General features: G+C 73.0%; 17 protein-coding genes and 1 pseudogene. 15 read left to right on the plus strand and 3 right to left on the minus strand.

Annotation, left to right across the window (positions count from 1 at the left end; genetic code table 11):
* Window positions 1–1,570, plus strand: a pseudogene (locus tag E1200_RS33730) (hypothetical protein); the annotation flags it as partial.
* Here E1200_RS33730 and galK read toward each other — a convergent pair.
* Both galK and galE read right to left on the minus strand, forming a co-directional pair.
* The gene (gene galK / locus E1200_RS16285; RefSeq protein WP_131952873.1) at window positions 1,560–2,717 is read right to left on the minus strand and encodes a galactokinase; all 1,158 of its coding nucleotides are present in this window, start codon (window positions 2,715–2,717) and stop codon (window positions 1,560–1,562) included. The pseudogene E1200_RS33730 and the gene galK sit on opposite strands and share 11 nt — an antisense overlap.
* Window positions 2,714–3,667 (minus strand): UDP-glucose 4-epimerase GalE, encoded by a 954-nt coding sequence (gene galE, locus E1200_RS16290; RefSeq protein WP_131952874.1) that lies wholly within the window; start codon window positions 3,665–3,667, stop codon window positions 2,714–2,716. The genes galK and galE overlap by 4 nt, the downstream gene beginning before the upstream one ends.
* 83 nt (window positions 3,668–3,750) lie before the next feature.
* Here galE and E1200_RS16295 point away from each other — a divergent pair, with 83 nt between their 5' ends.
* From E1200_RS16295 to E1200_RS16310, 4 genes are read left to right on the plus strand one after another with little or no spacing between them, the layout of a single operon-like run.
* Window positions 3,751–4,782 (plus strand): hemolysin family protein, encoded by a 1,032-nt coding sequence (locus tag E1200_RS16295; protein WP_207933379.1) that lies wholly within the window; start codon window positions 3,751–3,753, stop codon window positions 4,780–4,782.
* 18 nt (window positions 4,783–4,800) lie between these two features.
* Window positions 4,801–5,877 carry a tryptophan--tRNA ligase gene (trpS, locus tag E1200_RS16300; RefSeq protein ID WP_131952885.1) on the plus strand — a complete coding sequence of 359 codons (1,077 nt, stop codon included), beginning with the start codon at window positions 4,801–4,803 and terminating at the stop codon, window positions 5,875–5,877.
* Window positions 5,867–6,496, plus strand: coding sequence for a 2'-5' RNA ligase family protein (locus tag E1200_RS16305; protein WP_243708604.1), 630 nt, complete (start codon window positions 5,867–5,869; stop codon window positions 6,494–6,496). The genes trpS and E1200_RS16305 overlap by 11 nt, the downstream gene beginning before the upstream one ends.
* A 53-nt stretch (window positions 6,497–6,549) precedes the next feature.
* Window positions 6,550–7,620 (plus strand): YihY/virulence factor BrkB family protein, encoded by a 1,071-nt coding sequence (locus E1200_RS16310; protein ID WP_131952876.1) that lies wholly within the window; start codon window positions 6,550–6,552, stop codon window positions 7,618–7,620.
* Window positions 7,621–7,635: 15 nt separating this feature from the next.
* On the opposite strand, the gene E1200_RS16315 is transcribed toward E1200_RS16310, so the two are convergent.
* Entirely contained in the window at window positions 7,636–8,916 is a 1,281-nt protein-coding gene (locus E1200_RS16315) for a serine hydrolase (protein ID WP_243708605.1), read from the minus strand.
* Between the two features lie 485 nt (window positions 8,917–9,401).
* Between E1200_RS16315 and E1200_RS16320 the strand changes: the two genes are divergently transcribed.
* The 10 genes from E1200_RS16320 to E1200_RS16365 all read left to right on the plus strand — a co-directional run bounded on the left by E1200_RS16320 (window position 9,402) and on the right by E1200_RS16365 (window position 20,555).
* Window positions 9,402–10,568, plus strand: a complete 1,167-nt coding sequence (locus tag E1200_RS16320) for a glutamate--cysteine ligase (RefSeq protein WP_131952877.1) — start codon at window positions 9,402–9,404, stop codon at window positions 10,566–10,568.
* 478 nt (window positions 10,569–11,046) lie between these two features.
* A complete protein-coding gene (locus E1200_RS16325) occupies window positions 11,047–12,276 on the plus strand; it encodes an amidohydrolase (protein ID WP_131952887.1) in 1,230 nt (409 codons plus the stop codon).
* 311 nt (window positions 12,277–12,587) lie between these two features.
* The gene (locus tag E1200_RS16330) at window positions 12,588–13,619 is read left to right on the plus strand and encodes a BMP family ABC transporter substrate-binding protein (protein ID WP_243708606.1); all 1,032 of its coding nucleotides are present in this window, start codon (window positions 12,588–12,590) and stop codon (window positions 13,617–13,619) included.
* 251 nt (window positions 13,620–13,870) lie between these two features.
* Window positions 13,871–15,409 carry an ABC transporter ATP-binding protein gene (locus E1200_RS16335; protein WP_243708607.1) on the plus strand — a complete coding sequence of 513 codons (1,539 nt, stop codon included), beginning with the start codon at window positions 13,871–13,873 and terminating at the stop codon, window positions 15,407–15,409.
* Window positions 15,406–16,791: an ABC transporter permease gene (locus E1200_RS16340; RefSeq protein WP_243708608.1), complete on the plus strand. Its 1,386-nt coding sequence runs from the start codon at window positions 15,406–15,408 to the stop codon at window positions 16,789–16,791. Before E1200_RS16335 ends, E1200_RS16340 begins: the two co-directional genes overlap by 4 nt.
* Window positions 16,788–18,143, plus strand: coding sequence for an ABC transporter permease (locus tag E1200_RS16345; protein WP_131952880.1), 1,356 nt, complete (start codon window positions 16,788–16,790; stop codon window positions 18,141–18,143). The genes E1200_RS16340 and E1200_RS16345 overlap by 4 nt, the downstream gene beginning before the upstream one ends.
* 118 nt (window positions 18,144–18,261) lie before the next feature.
* Window positions 18,262–18,666, plus strand: a complete 405-nt coding sequence (locus tag E1200_RS16350; RefSeq protein WP_131952881.1) for a cytidine deaminase — start codon at window positions 18,262–18,264, stop codon at window positions 18,664–18,666.
* A 4-nt stretch (window positions 18,667–18,670) separates the two neighbouring features.
* Complete coding sequence (locus E1200_RS16355; RefSeq protein ID WP_131952882.1) at window positions 18,671–19,936, plus strand: thymidine phosphorylase; 1,266 nt, start codon at window positions 18,671–18,673, stop codon at window positions 19,934–19,936.
* Between the two features lie 90 nt (window positions 19,937–20,026).
* The gene (locus E1200_RS16360; protein WP_165950333.1) at window positions 20,027–20,314 is read left to right on the plus strand and encodes a type II toxin-antitoxin system Phd/YefM family antitoxin; all 288 of its coding nucleotides are present in this window, start codon (window positions 20,027–20,029) and stop codon (window positions 20,312–20,314) included.
* A complete protein-coding gene (locus E1200_RS16365) occupies window positions 20,307–20,555 on the plus strand; it encodes a hypothetical protein (protein WP_131952884.1) in 249 nt (82 codons plus the stop codon). Before E1200_RS16360 ends, E1200_RS16365 begins: the two co-directional genes overlap by 8 nt.
* Window positions 20,556–20,625 lie beyond the last annotated feature (70 nt).

Genomic DNA, 20,625 nt, shown 5'->3' on the forward strand with positions numbered 1-20,625 from the left:
GTCCACGGAATCGACGTCCGTCTGCGGCGCGGCCCCGGAGCCGAAGGCCGCGCCGCAGACGGACGTCGATTCCGTGGACGACCTCGAAGAGCTGCTGGACATAGCCGACAAGCACCGCACCCGGCGAGAGGGCATGGAGGTCGTGCTGGCCGCGTGGCGGCGGTTCGACGTCCTCGCCGAGACGGCGGAGCCCACGCCGCTCCAGACGGCCCGCCGCCTGGACGGCCGGGGCCTCGAACACGCCCTGGACGGTGCCGACGAGGAAGCCGCGGCGATCTGGGAGGAGGCGGCGCGGCTGTTCGCCGAGCTGGGCGACGAGACGCGCCGCCACCGCGCGCTGGGCCGGCTCGGCGCGATGCACGCCAAGCTGGGCGACCCGCGCGGGCTTGCGGAGATGACCGCCGCCGTCGACCACTTCGCGAGCCACCCCACAGACGACGGCGACGCCACCGGCTCGCTGCTGCGGCTCGCGTCGGTGCACGTGGAGCAGGATCGTCCCGCCGAGGCGCTCGCCGCCCTCGACCGCGTCGACCCGGCCGACGCCCCCGACCGGGCGGGCGAGCTGTGGTTCCTGCGCGGGCAGTCGCTCCTGATGAGCGGCGAGACGGACGACGCCGCCGCGGCGCTCCGCCGGTCGGTGGAGGCCGCCCGCGCGTCCGGCGGCATGGGGGAGGCCGCGACGCCGATGCTGCTGCTCGCCCGTGTCCTGGCCCGGCGGGAGGGTGGCCCGGCGGAGGAGGCGCTCACCCTGCTGGACGAGGTGGTCGCGGCCCGGCCCGCCGATCCCGTGATGCGCGCCGCGGCCCACTCCGAGCGGGGCCTCGCCCTGCTCGCGGCCGACCGCCCGGCGGACGCCGCCGCCGACCTCGCCGAGGCCATCGCGGGCTGGACCGCCGAGGGCCTGCACGAGCAGGCCGTTCACCTGCGCGTGGACCTCGCCGCCGCGTACCTGTCCGCGGAGCGCGCCCTGGAGGCCGCGGAGGCCGCCGAGGAGGCGCTGCCCGCGCTGACCGGACACGACGCGGGCCGGCGCTGCCGCCTGATCCTCGCGCAGGCGCAGAAGGAACTGGACGAGGCGGACGCCGCCGCGACGTTCGCGTCCCTCGCGGACGACGCCGCGGCCGAGGGCGACCACCGCGCGGTCGCGTACTTCCTCGACGAGGCCGGCGGCGTGCTGACCGGCCTCGACCGGGACGCGGAGGCGGCCGAGCGGTTCGCGGCGGCGGCCGAGGCGCACGAGAAGGCCGGCGACCCCTACGGCGTGGTCCGCGCCCGCCGCCGCGCCGCGATGTCCCTGATGTGGTCCGGCGAGGCCGAAGAGGCCGCGACCGCCATGGAGTCGGCCCGCGCGGCGCTGGCGGGCCTGCCGCCGGACGACGAGCCCGCCCGGTGGGAGGCGGCGGCCGTCTCGTTCGACCAGGCGCGGGTGCTGGCCCGCCTCGGGCGGCTGCCGGAGGCGGCGGCGCACGCGGACGCCGCCGCGGACGGCTTCGCCGCCCTGGACCAGCCCGGCCCCGCCCAAGAGGCCACCCGAATGCGCGACAGCATCAGGAACGCCCTCAAGGAGTGACGCGGCGGGCGCCGTCGGACGGTACCGCCTCGTGGAACTCCGGCGGCTCCCAGCCGCGTTCGGCGTAGGCGGCGGCGACGGCGTCCCGGACCCCGTCCGAGCGGTCGGTGGGGGTCAGGATGATCACCGAGCCGCCGAACCCGCCGCCGACCATCCGTCCGCCGCGCGCGCCCGCGCCCAGCGCAGCGCCGACCGCCGTGTCGGCCTCGGGCCAGGAGACCTCGAACTGGTCGCGCAGTGAAAGGTGCGAGGCGCTCAGCATCGCGCCCAGTTCGGGGACGGCTCCGGCGCGCAGCAGCCCGATAGTGGCCTCGACCCGGTGGTTCTCGGTGACGACGTGCTGGACGCGGCGTCGCAGCACCGGGTCGCGGAGCGTCCCGAGGGCGCCGCCGAGGTCCTTGACGTCGCGCAGGGCGGCCACGCCGAGCAGGGACGCGGCCTCCTCGCATTCGGCGCGCCGCCGCGCGTACTCGCCGCCCGCCAGTGCGTGCGCCGCGCGCGTGTCGACGACCAGCAGCGTCATGCCGGAGTCGGCGGGCGCGAACGGCATCTGCGCCGACAGGCCGCTGCGGCAGTCGAGCATCAGCGCGTGCCCCGCCGTGCACAGCAGCGAGGCCGCCTGGTCCATCAGCCCGCACGGGACGCCGACCTGCTCGTTCTCGGCGCGCTGCGCCAGCCGCGCCAGCTCCGGCCGGTCGATCTGCACGCCGTGCAAGTCGCACAGCGCGAGCGCGGTCGCGCACTCCAGCGCGGCGGACGACGACAGCCCCGCCCCCTGCGGCAGGTCGGAGTCGATCAGCAGGGACGCGCCGCCCGTCCCGTGCTCGCGCAGCACCCGCGCCACCCCGACCGGGTACGCGGCCCACGCCCGGTCGGGCGGCCATCCCTCGGACACGACCGGCCCGCCGTCCACGGGGGCGGTCACCGCGGCCGCGGCCTGCCGCGACCGCACCTCGACCACGCCGTCATCGCGCCGGGCCGCCGCCACCGAGACGCCGAGCCCCAGCGCGAACGGCAGCACCAGGCCGTCGTTGTAGTCGGTGTGCTCGCCGATCAGGTTGACCCGGCCGGGTGCGTGCCACACGCCGTCCGGGTCGCGTCGGAACGCGCCGGTGAACGCGTCGGCGAGGGCCTGCGGGCCGGTCATCGCGAGCGCAGGAACGTCCAGGCGTCGTCGACCATGGTGCGCAGGTCGCGCTCGGGCTTCCAGCCGAGCTCGGCCTGGATCTTCTCGGACGAGGCGACCAGCACCGCCGGGTCGCCGGGGCGGCGCGGCGACACCTCGACCGGGATCTCCCGCCCGGTGACCTCCCGGCACACCTCGACGACCTCGCGGACGGAGCTGCCGGTGCCGCTGCCCAGGTTGTAGATCGTGTGCCGGCCCGGCTCGCAGGCGTCCAGCGCCAGCAGGTGGGCGCGGCCGAGGTCGAGCACGTGGATGTAGTCGCGGACGCAGGTGCCGTCCGGGGTCGGGTAGTCCTCGCCGAACAGCCGCACGGACTCGCCGTCGCTCTGCGCGATCCTCAGCACGTTCGGGATGAGGTGGGTCTCCACGGCGTGCCGCTCGCCCTGCCGCCCGTAGGCGCCCGCGACGTTGAAGTACCGCAGCGAGACCCCGCCGATCCCGTGCAGCCGCGCGTACTCGGCCAGCGTCGTGTCGATGGCGAGCTTCGACGCGCCGTAGGGGTTGGTCGGCCGGGCCGGGTCGGTCTCCAGGATCGGCGTCGACTCCGGCTCCCCGTAGGTCGCGGCCGTCGAGGAGAACACGATCCGCCGCACGCCCGCGACGCGCATCGCCTCCAGCAGCGCCAGCGACTCGCCGAGGTTCTTGTCCCAGTACAGGCCGGGCTTCTCCACCGACTCGCCCACGAGCGACTTGGCGGCGAAGTGCAGCACGGCGTCGAACCCGGCGCCGCCGAGCACGTCCGCGGCGGTGTCGCGCAGGGTGCCGCGCACGAGCCGGGCGCCGTCCGGGACGGCGTCCTCATGCCCCGTTGACAGGTCGTCCAGGACGACGACCTCGTGCCCCGCCTCCAGGAGCAGAGCGGAGACCACGCTGCCGATGTAACCGGCGCCTCCGGTGACGAGAAGCTTCACGAAAGGACCTCCACGACGAGAGTTTCGGATACGGCGGGGCCCGCCCAGGCTATCCGGAACGCCGGACGGGGAAGGCTGAACGCATGGACCGGACGCCGCCGCGGCCGCCTCGCGGGGTCGCGCGCCCCCTGGTACGGCTGCTGTCCAGCTCGACCGACCTCGTCGTCCGGCTGTCGGGCGGCGACCCCGCCGCGCTGCGCGAGGAGATCACCGCCGAGCGGATGCGCGCGCTCATCGCCGCCAACACCCAGCTCACCGCGGACGAGCGCACGCTCATCGGGGAGGTGTTCGCGGCGGGGGAGCGGCCGCTGCGGGAGGTGCTCGTCCCGCGCACCGAGGTGGAGTTCCTCGACGCGGCGCTCCCGCTGCCCGCCGCCGCGCGGATCGCCGCGGCCAGCCCGCACTCCCGGTTCCCCGTCTGCCGCCGCTCGCACGACGAGGTGATCGGCTTCGTGCACATCCGCGACCTGCTCGTCCCCGACCCGCCGGACGGCCCGGACCGGCCCGCGCGGGACGTGCCGGTGGGCGAGCTGGTGCGGCCGGTGAAGTTCCTGCCGTCCACCAAGCGGGTGCTGCCCGTGCTGTCGGAGATGCGCCGCGAGGGCTGCCACCTGGCGATCGTCATGGACGAGTACGGCGGCGTCGCCGGGATCGTCACGCTGGAGGACCTCGTCGAGGAGCTCATCGGCGACATCCGCGACGAATATGATGTCCAGGACGCGCAGGCACGGCGCCTGCACGGCGGCGTGGTCGAGGTCGACGGCCTGCTCAACCTGGACGACTTCGCCGCCGAGACCGGCATCCGGCTTCCCGCCGGCCCCTACGAGACGGTCGCCGGGCACATCATGGCGGCGCTGCGCCGCGTGCCCGCCGAGGGCGACTCCGTGGAGGCCGGGGGCCGCCGGCTCACGGTGGCCCGGATGGACGGGCGGCGGGTGGCGCGCGTGCGCGTCATGCCGCGGGTGACGCCGCAGGCCGCCACGGCGCCGCCCGGCACCCCGCCCGCGACCCCGCGGGCGGCCACCGGCGACGCCGCCACCGGCTCCCCGGCGGGCCGGGCCCCCGGCCCCGCCCCGAGCCGGGCCACCGGCGGCGGAGCCTCCGCAGCCACCTGAGAGAATCGGTCCGTGCACATGTCCGAAGCGCCCAGCACCCCAGCCGCCGCCGACGCCGCCGGGGCCGTGCCCCGCGTGCTGTCCGGCATCCAGCCCACCGCCGACTCGTTCCACCTCGGCAACTACCTGGGCGCGCTGCGGCAGTGGGTCTCGATGCAGGACACGCACGACGCCTACTACTGCGTGGTCGACCTGCACGCGATCACGATCGAGCACGACCCGGCGACGCTGCGCCGCCGCACGAAGGTCGCCGTCGCGCAGCTCCTCGCGATGGGCCTCGACCCCGACCGCGCCACTGTGTTCGTGCAGAGCCAGGTCCCCGAGCACGCCGAGCTGGCGTGGGTGCTGAGCTGCCTCACCGGCTTCGGTGAGGCGGGGCGCATGACCCAGTTCAAGGACAAGTCGTCCAAGCAGGGGACCGGCGGGACGACCGTCGGCCTGTTCACGTACCCGATCCTCCAGGCCGCCGACATCCTGCTGTACTCGCCTGAGCCGGGTGAGGGTGAGGGACGGGCGCTGCGCGTCCCCGTGGGCGAGGACCAGCGGCAGCACCTCGAACTGACCCGCACGCTGGCGCAGCGTTTCAACCACCGCTTCGGGGAGACGTTCGTCCTGCCGGAGGCGCACATCCCGCCGGGCGCCGCGAAGATCACCGACCTGCAGGAGCCGGACGCGAAGATGAGCAAGTCCGCCTCCTCGCCGCAGGGCATCATCGACGTGCTGGAGGAGCCCGGCCCGATGCGCAAGAAGATCATGCGCGCGGTCACCGACACGGGCTCCGAGGTCGTCTACGACGAGGAGAAGAAGGCCGGCGTCACCAACCTGCTGCGCATCTACTCCGCCCTTGAGGGCACCTCCGTCGCCGACCTGGAACGCCGGTACGAGGGCGCGGGCTACGGGCAGTTCAAGAAGGACCTCGCGCAGCTCGTCCTGGACACCTTCACACCGATCCGGGAGCGCACCCTCAAGCTGCTGGACGACGAGGCCCGGCTCGACCGGGTCCTCGCCCACGGCGCGGGACGCGCGTCCGAGGTCGCCGCGCGGACGATGGATGTCGTGCGCGACCGGGTGGGATTCGTGGGACGTGGTAGCTGACCGCGCGCCACACGACGACGCCGCGGAGGGCCCTGGGGGAGGGCCCGCCGCGAGCGGCGCCGGCGGCGGCGGAGTCCGCGGCGGCGGAGTCCGTGCGATCGGTGTCGCGATCCCGATCCCCGATCCGCACGGCGCGCTCCTGCAGGCCAAGCGCGCGTCCTTCGGCGACCCGCTCGCCCACGCGATCCCCACCCACATCACGCTGCTGCCGCCGACCGAGCTGCCCGAGCACGAGTTCGGCGCCGTCGTGGAGCACCTGCGGGACGTCGCCCGCACCGAGCGGCCCTTCCAGATCAAGTTGCGGGGCAGCGGAACGTTCCGTCCGGTCTCCCCGGTCGTCTTCGTGGCGCTGGCCGAAGGGATCGGCGGCTGCGAGCGGCTCCAGGCGAAGGTTCTGTCCGGCCCGCTGGCCCGGCCGCTGCCGTTCCCGTACCACCCGCACGTCACCATCGCCCACCACCTGCCCGAAGAGGTCATGGACCGGGCGTTCAAGGAGCTCGCCGGCTACAGCGCCGAGTTCGACGTGTGGGGGTTCTCCCTCTACGAGCACGGCGTCGACGAGGTGTGGCGCCCCCGGTACGACTTCGTGTTCGGCGAGGGCGGGCAACGCCGCGTTTAGGGATTGATTACCGTCTGCCGCATCGCGGGGCGCCGGCCGGGTAGGTTGCGTCCATGCGTCAGGCGATCGAGGGGGTTCAGCGGCGGACCGAGTCGCTGTTCGCCGGCGCGAAGGACCGGCTGGGCGAGGCCCGCGCCCGCTGGCACTGGCTCGACCACCACATCCGGGCGTTCGAGCGCTACCAGGAGCGCCGCGGCGACCGGCTCGCGGCGGCGCTGACCTGCTACGCCTTCCTGTCGTTCTTCCCGCTGCTGGCGCTGGCGTACTCGCTGCTCGGCTACCTCGTCGGGGTCAGCGCGCAGGCGCGCGACTACTTCGTGCGGGCGGTCAACTCGCTGCTGCCCGGCCTGGCCGACGACCTGCGGGTGGAGGAGATCGCCCAGTCGAAGACGGCGGTCGGGATCATCGGCCTGGCCGCGCTGCTGATCACCGGGCAGAACTGGGTGCAGGTGCTGCGCGAGTCGCTCCGCGACATCTGGGGCAACGAGCCGACCGGCGGCGGCAACTTCTTCGTCAAGCGGCTCTGGGACGTGGGCGTCCTGGCGTTCCTCGGCGTCATGCTGATCTGCGGCATCGCGGTGTCGTCGGTCACGACGTCCGCGACCAGCGCGGTCCTCGGCTGGATCGGCCTGGAGGACGTGCCGGGCGCCGGCACCGGGCTGCGGCTGCTGTCGATCGCCTGCGCGATCGCGTTCAACACCGTCATCTTCCTGGCGCTGTTCACCCGCCTGTCCGGCACCCGGGCGCCCTGGCGGCGGATCATCCGGGGCGCGCTGTTCGGCGCCGCCGGGTTCGAGGTGCTGAAGCAGATCGCGGCGCTGCTGTTGGCGCGGGTGACGGAGAACCCGGTCTACGGCACCTTCGCCGTCCTGGTCGGGCTGATGGTGTGGATCAACATCGCGTCCCGGTTCGCGCTGTTCGTCGCCGCGTGGACGGCGACCCGCCGCGTCGTGCTCACCGCCGACGCCGCCGACCCGGACAACATCGCGGACGCGGCGAGCATCGCCGCGCTGACCGGGCACGAGCCGAAGGACGAGCCGGAGAGGCACGAGCCGGATCCAGCTGCCGGGGACGGCACCGAGGACGACACCGAGGGCGACAAGGCCCAGGCCGGCAAGGCATAGGCCCGGAGGCGGCTCCTACCGGCGCAGCGACCGGTCGAACCGGCGGCGCCGCAGGACCGCGTACAGCACCGCGACCGCCAGCAGGGCGCCCACGGCGCCGCCGCCCACGAGCAGCCACATCCGCGACGTGTCGTCGGACGCGAGCGGCGCGTCCGGCAGCACCCCGCCGGAGCCGGCGTCCTTCTTGGCCTGCGTCGTGTCGCCGGGGGAGACGAGCACCCCGACCGGCTCGACCTTGCCGTGCGCGGCGAAGCCCCAGTCCAGCAGCTCGGCCGCGTACTGGGACGGCGGCCGGTCGGCCTTCATCAGCGAGACGACGATGGTGCGCCCGCCGCGCCGCGCCTCGGCGACGAAGGTCTGCTGGGCGGCGATCGTGTAGCCGTTCTTGCCGCCGAGCATCCCCGGGTACTCCGCGCGCTCGCCCGGCAGCATGCGGTTGTGGGTGTGGATCGGGTAGCCGCCGACCTTCTTGCCGCTCTTGCGCTCCTTCTTCGTCGGCGGGGCGGGGAAGCGGTGGTCGATGGCCTGCACGTAGGTGCGGAAGTCGGGGTTCTTCATGCCCTCGCGCAGGATGAGCGCCAGGTCGTACGCCGAGGTGTGCTGGGTGCGGACGCTGAGCCCGAGGTCGCGGTCCAGCCCGTTCACCGACCCGGCCCGCGTGTCGCGCGCGTTGATCCGCTTCGCCTCGGCGTTCATGTCGGCGAGGGTCTTCTCCAGGCCGCCGTTGGCCTCGGCGAGCGCCACGGCCGCGTCGTTGGCCGACATCATCATCAGCGCGTGGAACAGGTCCGACACCTTGTAGCTCATCTTGGGCGTGATCCCGACCTTGGTGCCCTCGACGTCGCACGCCTGCTGCGACGGCCGCACGAGGTGGTTCGCGTCCAGCTTGGGGACGAGCGCCAGCGCGGTCAGCGTCTTGATGGTGCTGGCGGGCAGGTACCGCCCGTGCGGGTCCTTGGCGGCGAGGACGTCGCCGGTGTCGGCGTCCGCGATCAGGTACGAGGCGGCCTTGATCCGCGGCGGCGCGGGGATGCCGGGGGCCTGGTTCACCACGAGCCCGCGGCCGGCGAGCTGCGGGCCGCCCACGGTCTCGGCGGACGGTGCGCTCTGCGGGGCGCTCTGCGGTGCGGCCGGCGGCGCGGTGCGGTGCGCGGTGCCGGGTGCGGTGCGCGGCTCGGCGACCGCGGGGGCGGCGACGAGGACGGGTGCCGCGGCGAGCGCCGCCGCGGTGAGGGGGACCGTGAACACCGTCAGGGCGCGGCGGGCACCGGGCCGCCCTGGTCGCTCTGCTCGCAAGCTTCCGACGCTCCTCGTTTCCGCGAGAACACGCTCGCTCCCGGCGCGCATGCGCTGGACGCCCATGACACCCCCGAAAGACTAGGCGACCTATCCGGCGAAGGGGTACCCGACCGCGAAGACGGCAAGCTCGTGACGGAAGTTACCGAAGGGGCAGGAGGGGTCACACTGGGAGATAACGGACACCCGGTACCGGTCACAGTCCGTCATCGGCGGTATTTTGGGACGGACTGACTAGTTCGATCGGGTGGTGCCGCAGCGAAGATCGATGACCGAAAGGTATGGCCCGGCCGTGTTAACCGACCGTCCGCATGAGTCAATTGATCCGCAAAGGGCATGGAGACCCGGCGGGGTCGTGGGCGCGGGCGCCATCATGGAGCGAACACGTGACCTGGACCGGCGTTTGTCCAGGCTTAGGGACCCGCTGGCTGAATTGCGCCACGTGCCACGCAACGACCTGCAAGGATTGTGGACGGAGGTTGGCCGTGGCCATTGACTTCAACGCATCGAAGGGGACCACGCTCGGGATCGAGTGGGAGATCCAGCTCGTCGACGCGGAGACCAGGCACCTGCGGCAGGACGCACGCGAGGTGCTCGCCGCACTGCCCTCCCTCAGCGAGGAGGGCGACAACCCCCGCCTGCGGCACGAGCTGATGGAGTCCACGGTCGAGGTGGTGACCGGAATCTGCGACACCGTCGGCGAGGCCAAGGCCGACCTCGCGGGGACCCTCGCCGCCCTCCGGGCCGCCGCCGCCGAGCGCGACATCGCGCTCGCCTGCACCGGCACCCACCCGATCAGCGACTGGCGGGACGCCGTGATGGCGCCCATGCGGCGCTACGCCGAGCTGATCGAGGAGATGCAGTGGCTGGCCCGGCGCATCCAGACGTTCGGCGTTCACGTGCACGTCGGCGTCTCCGACGGCGCCAAGGCGATCCCGATCGTCAACGCGCTCTCGTCCTACCTTCCGCACTTCCTGGCGCTCACCGCGTCCAGCCCGTTCTGGAGCGGCAGCGACACCGGCCTCGCGTCCTGCAGGGCGATCGTCTTCGGCCAGCTGCCCACGGCCGGACCTCCCCACCTGTTGGACGACTGGGCGGCCTTCGAGGATTACATGGACACGCTCCTGCGTTCGCAGACGATACGGAGCATCAAGGAGGTCTGGTGGGACATCCGCCCGCATCCCGACTTCGGCACGGTCGAGATCAGGATGTTCGACGGGATCCCCACCATGCGGGAGGTCGGCATGGCGGCGGCGCTGTGCCAGAGTCTGGTGACGCTGTTCGAGCAGCAGCTCGACCGCGGCTACACGCTGCCGCGGCCGGCGGCCTGGGTGGTGCGCGACAACAAGTGGCGCGCGACCAGGTACGGCCTGGACGCGAACGTCATCACCGACGACACCGGCAACACCGCGCCGCTCCGCGATGACCTGTACGAGCTGGTCAGGGAGCTGGAGCCGGTGGCCGACCGGCTCGGCTGCGCCGAGGAGCTGAAGGTCGCCGGCGAGGTCCTCGAACACGGTGCCCCGTACGAGCGCCAGCGCGCGATCCGCGCCGAGGGCGGGACGCTGGAGAACATCGTCGACGCGGCGGTCACCGAGCTGGCGGAGGACAGGTTCGTCACACTGGGGGAGGTCGCATATGCCGGATCCTGAGGAACCGGCCGCCCCGGGCGGGCAGCCCGGCGCCGCGGGCCCCGGACGCGCCGTCCCCGAAGGCGGCACCCGCGGACGCGGCCGGCCCGGCCCTTCCGGAGCGGGCCGCGAACGCCGGGACGGTCCCGGGGAACAGGCGAACACGACCATGGACGAGACCACAGGGCGGCGGCCCACCGGTTCCGCCGTCGCGCAGGGGGCGCAGATGACCCACCCGGGACCCGGGGTGATGCCCGGCCTTGAAACACCCGCCGCCCCGGGGCCCGCGGGCTCCGCGGGCCGGGACGAGCGCCGCGGCGCGGGGGCGCCCCCGCCGTCCAGGATCGTGCCGGCGCGCGAGAACATGCCGGTCACCGACGACCTGGCCGCCGCCGAGGACGCGCCGGCCGTGCCGCAGGGGCCCGGCACCGGCGGGATCGTCCGGGCGGTCCCGGCCGTCGGCGCCGCGTCCGCCGGGTCCGACGTGCTCGGCGGCGCCGTGCTGAAGCCGCAGCTCGACGAGTTCCTCACCGCGCACGAGGACGAGCTGATCGCGCTCCGCCGCGACCTGCACCGGCACCCGGAGCTCGGCTACTCCGAGCACCGCACCACCCGGAAGATCGCCGAGCGGCTGCGCGCGGCCGGCCTGGAGCCGCGGATCCTGCCGCGCGGCACCGGCCTGTTCTGCGACATCGGCCCGGCCGACGGCACCACGGTCGCGCTGCGGGCCGACATCGACGCGCTCCCGCTGGAGGACGAGAAGGAGCACGTCCCGTACCGGTCGACCGTCCCCGGCGTCGCGCACGCGTGCGGCCACGACGTCCACACCGTGATGGTGCTGGGCGCGGGCCTGTTCCTGCAGCAGCAGGCCGAGGCGGGACTGCTGCCCGGCCGGGTGCGGCTGCTGTTCCAGCCCGCCGAGGAGACCCCGGGCGGGGCGCTGGACGTGATGGCCGCCGGCGGCATCGCCGGCGTCGACCGCGCGTTCGCGCTGCACTGCGACCCGCGCATCGAGGTCGGCCAGCTCGGGCTGCGCACCGGCCCGATCACCGCGGCCTGCGACAAGGTGTACGTGAAGGTCACCGGGCCGGGCGGGCACACCGCGCGGCCGCACCTGACCGCCGACCTGGTGTACGCGCTCGCCAAGATCGTCACCGAGCTGCCGTCGGCGCTGTCGCGGCGCGTCGACCCGCGCTCCAGCCTGTCGCTGGTGTGGGGGCGGGTCTCGGCCGGCTCGGTCGCCAACGCCATCCCCGACGACGGGATCGCCGAGGGCACCGTCCGCTGCCTGGACGACGAGGCGTGGCACCGCGCCCCGGAGATGATGAAGGCGCTGCTGCAGTCGGTCGCCGCCGCCTACGACGTGGAGGCGTCGCTGGAGTACGTCCGGGGCGTCCCGCCGACCGTGAACGAGGCGGCCAGCGTGCAGATGTTCCGCGACGCCGCCGCGCAGGTCATCGACGAGGAGGGCGTCGTCCCGACCCCGCAGAGCCTCGGCGGCGAGGACTTCGGCTGGTACCTGGAGTCGATCCCCGGCGCGCTGGCGCGGCTCGGCGTCCGCACCCCCGGCTCGCCCGCCGAGTACGACCTGCACCGCGGCGACTTCGACGTCGACGAGCGGTGCGTCGCGGTCGGCGTGCGGGTGCTCAGCGCCACGGCGCTGACCGCGCTGTGGGAGGGCGGCCGCCCCGGCGACCCCGAGGCGATCGAGGGCGCCGCGCTCGCCTGACCCGCTCCCCTTACTCCGCTCACCCGCCTCCCGCCGTTCCCCGCGCGGCCCGCCGGTCGCGGTCGTTCTGCCGTGTGACCGGCCTGTGCCGCCCTGTCCGGCTGCCCTGCCCGGCTGACCGGTCACGCTGACCGGACGCGCTGACCTGTGGCGATATGCGTACGCATTGGTAACGGACCGATTGCGAATCGGTGCAAGCGGGAGGTTTGCCCGCTTTCGCGGGGTAGCGTCCGATCGATTTCGGTGGCCGGTACGGCCCCGGACCGTGGGTGGGGAACGGAAGGAGCGCAACCTTGCGCCGTGGACTGAAAATGACGCTCGTCACCGTGACGGGTGCGGCGCTCACGCTCGCCGCCTCCGCGTGCGGCGGCCAGGAGGCGGACACCGGCGGTGGCGACAAGGACACCATCAAGGTCGGGCTCGCCTTCGACATCGGCGGCCGCGGCGACCAGTCGTTCAACGACTCGGCCGCCGCCGGGCTCGACCGGGCCAAGAAGGAGCTGGGCGTCGAGACCGAGGAGATCTCGGCCAAGCCCGACGAGTCCGACGCCGACAAGGAGTCGCGGCTGCGGCTGATGGCGAACCAGGGCCACAACCCGATCATCGGGGTCGGCTTCGCCTACACCGCCGCCGTCAACAAGGTCGCCAAGGACTTCCCGGAGACGAAGTTCCTGGTCATCGACGCCGACGGCTGCAAGGTCGAGGGCCCGAACGTCGCCGCGGCCTGCTTCGCCGAGGCGGAGGGCTCCTACCTGGTCGGCGCCGCCGCCGCGCTGAAGTCGGAGGCCGGCAAGATCGGCTTCATCGGCGGCGTGAACGTCCCGCTGATCCAGCGGTTCCAGGCCGGGTACGAGGCGGGCGCGAAGAAGGTCAAGCCGGACATCGAGATCCTCCCGGCGAAGTACCTGACACAGCCGCCGAACTTCAACGGCTTCCAGGACACCAGCCTCGGCAACGAGGCCGCCAAGGGCCAGCTCGACGCGGGCGCGGACGTCATCTACCACGCCGCGGGCGCGGCCGGCATCGGCGTCATCAAGACCGTCGGCGCCGACAAGAAGTGGGTCATCGGGGTCGACTCCGACCAGTACAACCAGCCCGCCGTGGCCGGCGTGAAGGACCAGATCCTCACGTCCATGGTGAAGAACGTGGACGTCGCGGTCTTCGACTTCGTGCAGAGCGTCAACGAGAACAAGTTCCAGGCCGGCTCGAAGATCTACGACCTGAAGAGCAACGGTGTCGGCTACGCCACCTCGGGCGGCCACATCGACGACATCAAGCCCAAGCTCGAAGAGCTCAAGGCGCAGATCATCTCGGGCGAGATCAAGGTTCCGGAGAAGCCCTGACGCCGGATCAGGGGACGCCGGCACGGCGCCGTGACGCCGTTCCGGTCCAGCCGTAATCGCGCACCGGATGTCGCCTCCGCGGTGACGTCCGGTGCGCGCGGCACGACGGCGTCCCGCCCGGCGCACGCAGATTCCGGGCTTTTCGCGCATTCGTTCAAGCACGCGGCACCGCCGGAGGCGCGCCGCTTTCCGTGGCGTCCCGGCGGCGCGTCCGCAGCGCGGTACGCCGGCCGATGAGGAGGAGGGGTCCCGTGCCCGACCAGGTGCCGGCCGTACGGCTGACATCGATCACCAAGCGGTTCCCCGGGGTGGTGGCCAACCGGGACGTGAACCTCGTCATCGAGCGCGGCGAGGTCCACGCGCTGTGCGGGGAGAACGGCGCCGGCAAGTCCACGCTGATGAAGATCCTCTACGGGATGCAGCGGCCGGACGAGGGGACCATCGAGGTCGGCGGGGAGGAGGTCTCCTTCCGCTCCCCGGCCGACGCGATCGGCCGCGGCATCGGCATGGTGCACCAGCACTTCAAGCTGGCCGACAACCTGACCGTGCTGGAGAACGTCGTCCTCGGCGCCGAGCCCCGCGGCAAGGGGTGGCGCCGGGGCCGCATCGACTTCGCCGCCGCCCGCGCCAAGATCACCGAGATGTCGCGGGCGTACGGGCTGCGCGTCGACCCCGACGTGCGGGTCGAGAAGCTCGGCGTCGGCGAGCGGCAGCGCGTCGAGATCCTCAAGGTGCTCTACCGGGGCGCCCGCGTGCTGATCCTGGACGAGCCGACCGCGGTGCTCGTCCCGCAGGAGGTCGACGAGCTGTTCGGCAACCTGCGCGAGCTGCGCTCCGAGGGGCTGACCGTCCTGTTCATCTCGCACAAGCTGGACGAGGTGCTCGCCGTCGCCGACACGATCTCGGTGATCCGGCGCGGCACCACGGTCGCGACCCGGCTCGACCCCGCGGAGGTCACCTCCCGACAGCTCGCCGAGCTGATGGTCGGGTCGGAGCTGCCGACCCCGGAGCTGCGCGAGTCCACCGTCACCGACGACGTCCAGCTGCGGATCGGCGGGCTGACGGTGCTGACGCCCGAGGGCCGTCCCGTGGTGGACGACGTCGCGCTGCGCATCCGGCGCGGCGAGATCGTCGGGCTGGCGGGCGTCGAGGGCAACGGGCAGACCGAGCTCATCGAGACGATCATGGGAATGCGGTCCGCGGACGCCGGGACCATCGAGTTCGGCGGCGCGGACATCACCCAGTGGAGCACCCGGCGCCGCCGCGAGTCCGGGATCTCCTACATCCCCGAGGACCGGCACCGGCACGGGCTCGTCCTGGAGGGGACGCTCTGGGAGAACCGGATGCTGGGCCACCAGACCCGGCGGCCCAACGTCCGCGGCCCCTGGGTCGACCGGCGCGGCGCCCGCCGCGACACGACCCGGATCGTCCGCGAGTACGACGTGCGGACCCCGGGGATCGAGGTGCCCGCCGCCGCGCTGTCGGGCGGCAACCAGCAGAAGCTCATCGTCGGCCGGGAGATGTCCGGCGAGCCGAGCCTGCTGATCGCCGCGCACCCCACCCGCGGCATCGACGTCGGCGCCCAGGCCGCCATCTGGGAGTACCTGCGGCAGGCCCGCGCGAACGGGCTGGCCGTGCTGCTGATCAGCGCAGACCTTGAGGAACTCATCGGTATGTCCGACACCCTGCACGTGATCCTGCGGGGCCGGCTGGTCGCGGAGGTCGACCCGCGGACCGTCACCCCCGAGGAGCTCGGCTCCGCGATGACCGGCGCCGGAGCCACCGCATGACCACCCCGAACGACGACACCCCCCAGGACCCGCGGGACGCGGACGGCACCGCCCAGGACCCGGCGAAGCCGGAGCAGCCCGCGGACCCGGGCACCGGCGCCCAGGACGCGGCCGAGGAAGCGGCGGGCGGCGAACCCCGGGACCCGGCGAAGGCCGGCAAGCCGGGCAAGGACGGCGGTGCCGTGCCCGAACGGCCGGGGAAGGACGCCGGCCCGGAGGCCGTCCCGGCGTGGAAGGCGATCCTGCGGGGGCTCGGCCCGACCGGGCTGGCGCTGAAGATCGGCGCGCCGCTGCTCGCGCTGGCGATCTCGCTCGTCATCACGATGGGCCTGCTGCGCATCACCGGCGCCGACCCGTTCAGCTCGATCCAGGCGATGATCGACTACGGGACGACCGAGAACTCGATCGTCGACATCGTCAACCGCGCCACCCGCTACTACCTGTCCGCGGTCGCGGTGGCGATCGGGTTCCGGATGGCGCTGCTGAACATCGGCGTGGACGGCCAGTACCGGCTCGCCGCGTTCATGGCCGCGGTGGTCGGCGGGGCGGTGACGCTGCCCGCGCCCTTCGGCCAGATGCTGGTGATCGTCGCGGCGATGGCGGTCGGCGGGCTGTGGGCCGCGATCGCCGGGGTGCTGAAGGTGACCCGCGGGGTCAGCGAGGTGCTGTCCACGATCATGCTGAACGCGATCGCGACCGGGCTGATCGCCTACCTGCTCAACGACCAGCGGCTCGCCGAGGTCCGGCCGGGCAGCAACAACGTCGCGACCCCGGAGATCCCGGAGAGCGGGCGGGTCGGGCCGCTGAACGGCGCGCTGTCCGCGATCGGCATCGATCTGCCCGGCCAGGTGTACGGGCTGCTGCCCCTCGCGATCGTCGTCGGCATCGTGTTCTGGGTCGTGATCAACTGGACCCGGTTCGGGTTCGACCTGCGGATCTCGGGGCTGTCCCCGTCCGCCGCGCAGGCCAGCGGGGTCGACGCCCGGCGCATGATCGTCTACACGATGGTCGCGTCCGGCGTGGTCGCCGGGCTGATCGGCATGCCGGAGCTGCTCGGCGCGTCGCACGAGTACTCGCTGAACTTCCCGGCCGGGCTCGGCTTCACCGGCATCACGATCGCGCTGCTCGGCCGCAACCACCCGGTGGGCATCGCGCTCGCCGCGCTGCTGTTCGCGTTCCTCGACCAGACCTCCGACGTCCTCCAGTCGGTGGACGTGCCGAAGGAGATCGTCGGGGTCATGCAGGGCGTGGTCGTGCTGACCGTCGTCATCGTGTACGAGCTCGTCCGCCGCTGGGAGATCCGGTTGCAGCAGCGCGCCGTCGCCACCGAACTGGCCACCGGCCACGACCTGGCCCGCGAGTCCACGGGGAGCCGTTCATGAGCGTCGCGACCGAAACGGCGGCCGTGAAGAAGCCCGCGAACGGCGGGCGCCGGCTGCGCTGGCCGCACTACATGCTGATCGCGTCCGGGCTGCTGGTGCTGCTGTCGCTGGTCCGCGTCATCGACGACGCGGAGCCGGTGACGTCCAGCGGGACGGTCAGCGCCGCGCTGCGCCTCGCCGTGCCGATCTTCCTGGCCGGGCTCGGCGGGCTCTGGTCGGAGCGCTCCGGCGTGATCAACATCGGTCTCGAAGGCATGATGATCCTCGGGACCTGGACGGGCGCCTGGGCCGGCTACCAGTGGGGCCCGTGGATCGGCGTGGCGGTCGGCATCCTCGGCGGCGCCCTCGGCGGGCTGCTGCACGCCATCGCGACCGTGTCGTTCGGCGTCGACCACATCGTGTCCGGCGTCGCGATCAACATCCTGGGGCTCGGCCTCACCCAGTTCCTCGCCGGGCTGCTGTTCGACACCGGCGAGGCGAAGGCGCTGGGCGGCGGCCCCCGGCAGTCCCCGCCGGTCGATCCGATCATGACGCTGACGATGCCGGTGCTGTCCGGCGGGAAGATCGGCGGCTGGCAGAGCCCCGACTGGCTGGGGTCGCTGGAGCAGCGGCACTGGTTCGTGCTGTCCGACTTCGCCGGGATCCTGCGCGGGCTGACCAGCGGCGTGTCGCTGCTGACCCTCGTCGCGCTGCTGCTGGTGCCGCTGACGTTCCTGATCCTGTGGCGGACGCCGTTCGGGCTGCGGATCCGCTCCTGCGGCGAGGACCCGTACGCCGCCGAGTCGCTCGGCGTGAAGGTGTACCGGATGAAGTACGCCGCCGTCACGATCTCCGGCGCGTTCTCCGGGCTCGCCGGCGCGTTCCTCGTCACCGTCGCCGCGCCCCTCTACCAGGACGGCCAGACCAACGGCCGCGGCTTCATCGGCCTCGCCGCGATGATCTTCGGCAACTGGCGTCCGGGCGGCCTCGCCGCGGGGTCGCTGCTGTTCGGCTACACCGACGCGATGAACGTCCGCGGCGGGGGGCAGGCCGTCCACGCGCTGCTGCTGTTCGTGGCGATCCTGCTGATCGGCGTCGCGGTCTGGCAGGCGGTGCGGGCGGGCCGGCTGCGCCCGCAGATCGTCACCGAGGCGGGACGCCGCGAGGTCCGCAACGCCTACCTCGGCAGCGTCCTGTCGCTGGTCGCGGCGCTCGGACTGCTCACCTGGTTCCTGCTGAGCGAGGCGGTTCCGGGCGAGCTGGTCTCGTTCACGCCGCACCTGACGACCCTGCTGGTCCTGGCTCTGGCCAGCCAGCGCCTGCGCATGCCCGCGGCCAACGGCCTGCGCTACCGCAGAGGCGAAGCCCGCTAGCCGTTGACTTGCGGCGTGTTGTTGTTATGACGCGCCGGATAACAACAACACGCCGCAAGTCAACGCACCCGGACTCCCCGGGGTTTGGGGAGGCGGTTCCCCAGAAAGGTAGGGGCTTATGGAGATCGACTGGCCCGCCCTGCGCGACGCCGCGCGCGAGGCGATGACGCGCGCGTACTGCCCGTACTCGGACTTCCCGGTCGGGGCCGCGGCCCTGGTGGACGACGGCCGCGTCATCACCGGCTGCAACGTGGAGAACGCCTCGTACGGGGTGGGGCTCTGCGCCGAGTGCGCCGTCGTGTCGGCGCTGCACGGGCCGGGCAAGTCGGAACGTCCCCGCCTGGTCGCGCTCGCGGTCGTCGACCGGCACGGGAACCCGCTGATGCCGTGCGGGCGCTGCCGCCAGCTCCTCTGGGAGCACGGCGGTGCCCCGATGCTGCTGGAGACCCCTCGCGGCATCCTGCCCATGTCGGACGTCCTGCCGGACGCCTTCGGCCCCGACGACCTGATCGAGAGAGCCTGATCACGTGGACGCCATCGATGTCATCCGCGCCAAACGCGACGGCGGGGCGCTGACCCCCGAGCAGATCGACTGGGCGGTGGACGCCTACACCCGCGGCACGATCGCCGAGGAGCAGATGGCGGCGCTCGCCATGGCGATCCTGCTGAACGGCATGACCCGTCCCGAGGTGGCCCGCTGGACCGAGGCGATGATCCGCTCCGGCGAGCGCATGAACTGGTCGTCCCTGGACCGACCGACCACCGACAAGCACTCGACCGGCGGCGTCGGCGACAAGATCACCCTGCCCTTGGCGCCCCTCGTGGCCGCGTGCGGCGCGGCCGTCCCGCAGCTGTCGGGCCGCGGCCTCGGCCACACGGGCGGCACGCTCGACAAGCTGGAGTCGATCCCCGGCTGGCGGGCGTCCCTGTCGAACGCGGAGATGCTGGACGTGCTGCGCTCCGCCGGCGCGGTGATCTGCGCGGCGGGCAGCGGCCTCGCCCCCGCCGACCGCAAGCTCTACGCCCTCCGCGACGTCACGGGCACGGTCGAGTCGATCCCGCTGATCGCGTCCTCGATCATGTCGAAGAAGATCGCGGAGGGGACGGGCGCGCTCGTCCTGGACGTCAAGGTCGGCTCGGGCGCGTTCATGAAGACGGCGGACGACGCCCGCGAACTCGCGGAGACGATGGTCGCGATCGGCAAGGACCACGGCCTGCGCACCGTCGCGCTCCTCACCGCCATGGACCGCCCCCTCGGCAACGCGGTCGGCAACGCCGTCGAGGTGGCCGAGTCGGTCGAGGTCCTGGCGGGCGGCGGCCCGTCCGACGTGGTCGAGCTGACCTTGGCCCTGGCCCGCGAGATGCTCGCCGCCGCGGGCCTGTCGAAGGACCCGGCCGACGCCCTGAAGGACGGCTCCGCCATGGACGTCTGGCGCCGCATGATCACCGCCCAGGGCGGCGACCCCGATGCCCCGCTGCCAACGGCCCGCGAGACCCACACGGTCACGGCGCCGTCGTCCGGCGTCCTGACCCGCCTGGACGCCTACGGGGTGGGCGTCGCCGCCTGGCGCCTAGGCGCGGGCCGCGCCCGCAAGGAGGACCCGGTCTCGGCCGCCGCCGGCATCATCTGCCACGCCAAGCCCGGCGAAACGGTCACCGAAGGCCAACCCCTCCTCACCCTCCACACCGACGACGAGACCCGCCTCCCCCGAGCCCTGGAGTCCCTGGAAGGCGCCTACGAAATCGGCGGCACCCCGTCCCTCCATCCCCTCCTGATCGACCGCATCTCCTGACCCAGCTCGGTGCCCCACCATGGGGGCGAGTTGATGTACAAGGTGTACACCTTGTGCACTTCTATCACTCTGCACACTATGATCCGAGGCATGGAGTCGTATCCGATCAAGGAGGCCCGCCAGCGCCTCGGTGATATGCACGCCGCCGTGGTCCACGGCAGGGCACATCCTCGCATCACCAAGAACGGCCGGGACCCCGTGGTGCTGATCACCGAGCAGGAATGGCAGGAGCTTCAGCAGTTGCGCCGGGAGCGTGCGGCAAGGCTCGCCGACCAGGAGGCGGGCCGCATCAAGCCGTATCTGGACGCTGGCCAGACCCCACCCGGCTACGAGGTCTACACCCGCGAACAGGTCGCCTCGGGGGACTGGCTTGCCTGATCACCTGGTCGTCGCCCGAAGCCTGCGGCTCCAGATCGCGAGCATGGCGCCCCATTACCGGACCGCGATCCAGTTGGTGATTATGTCGTTGCTGAGCGACCCGATCCCACCAGATGCCAAGCCGCTCGGCATCGAGGATCTGGAACACGCGCATTACACCGTCACCCGCGATGACGTCACCGTCTACTACCTCGTCATGGGGGAGACCGTCGTGATCAACAATGCCCATCCCGACAGTTGATCCGTACCGGCGGCGCTGACCGCCCTGTCGGGTTCCTTCTGGCGGGGGAGCGGGGCGGCCCGTTTGGGGG

It is taken from the genome of Actinomadura sp. GC306 (assembly GCF_004348665.1).
In the GTDB taxonomy this organism is placed as follows: Bacteria; Actinomycetota; Actinomycetes; order Streptosporangiales; family Streptosporangiaceae; genus Spirillospora.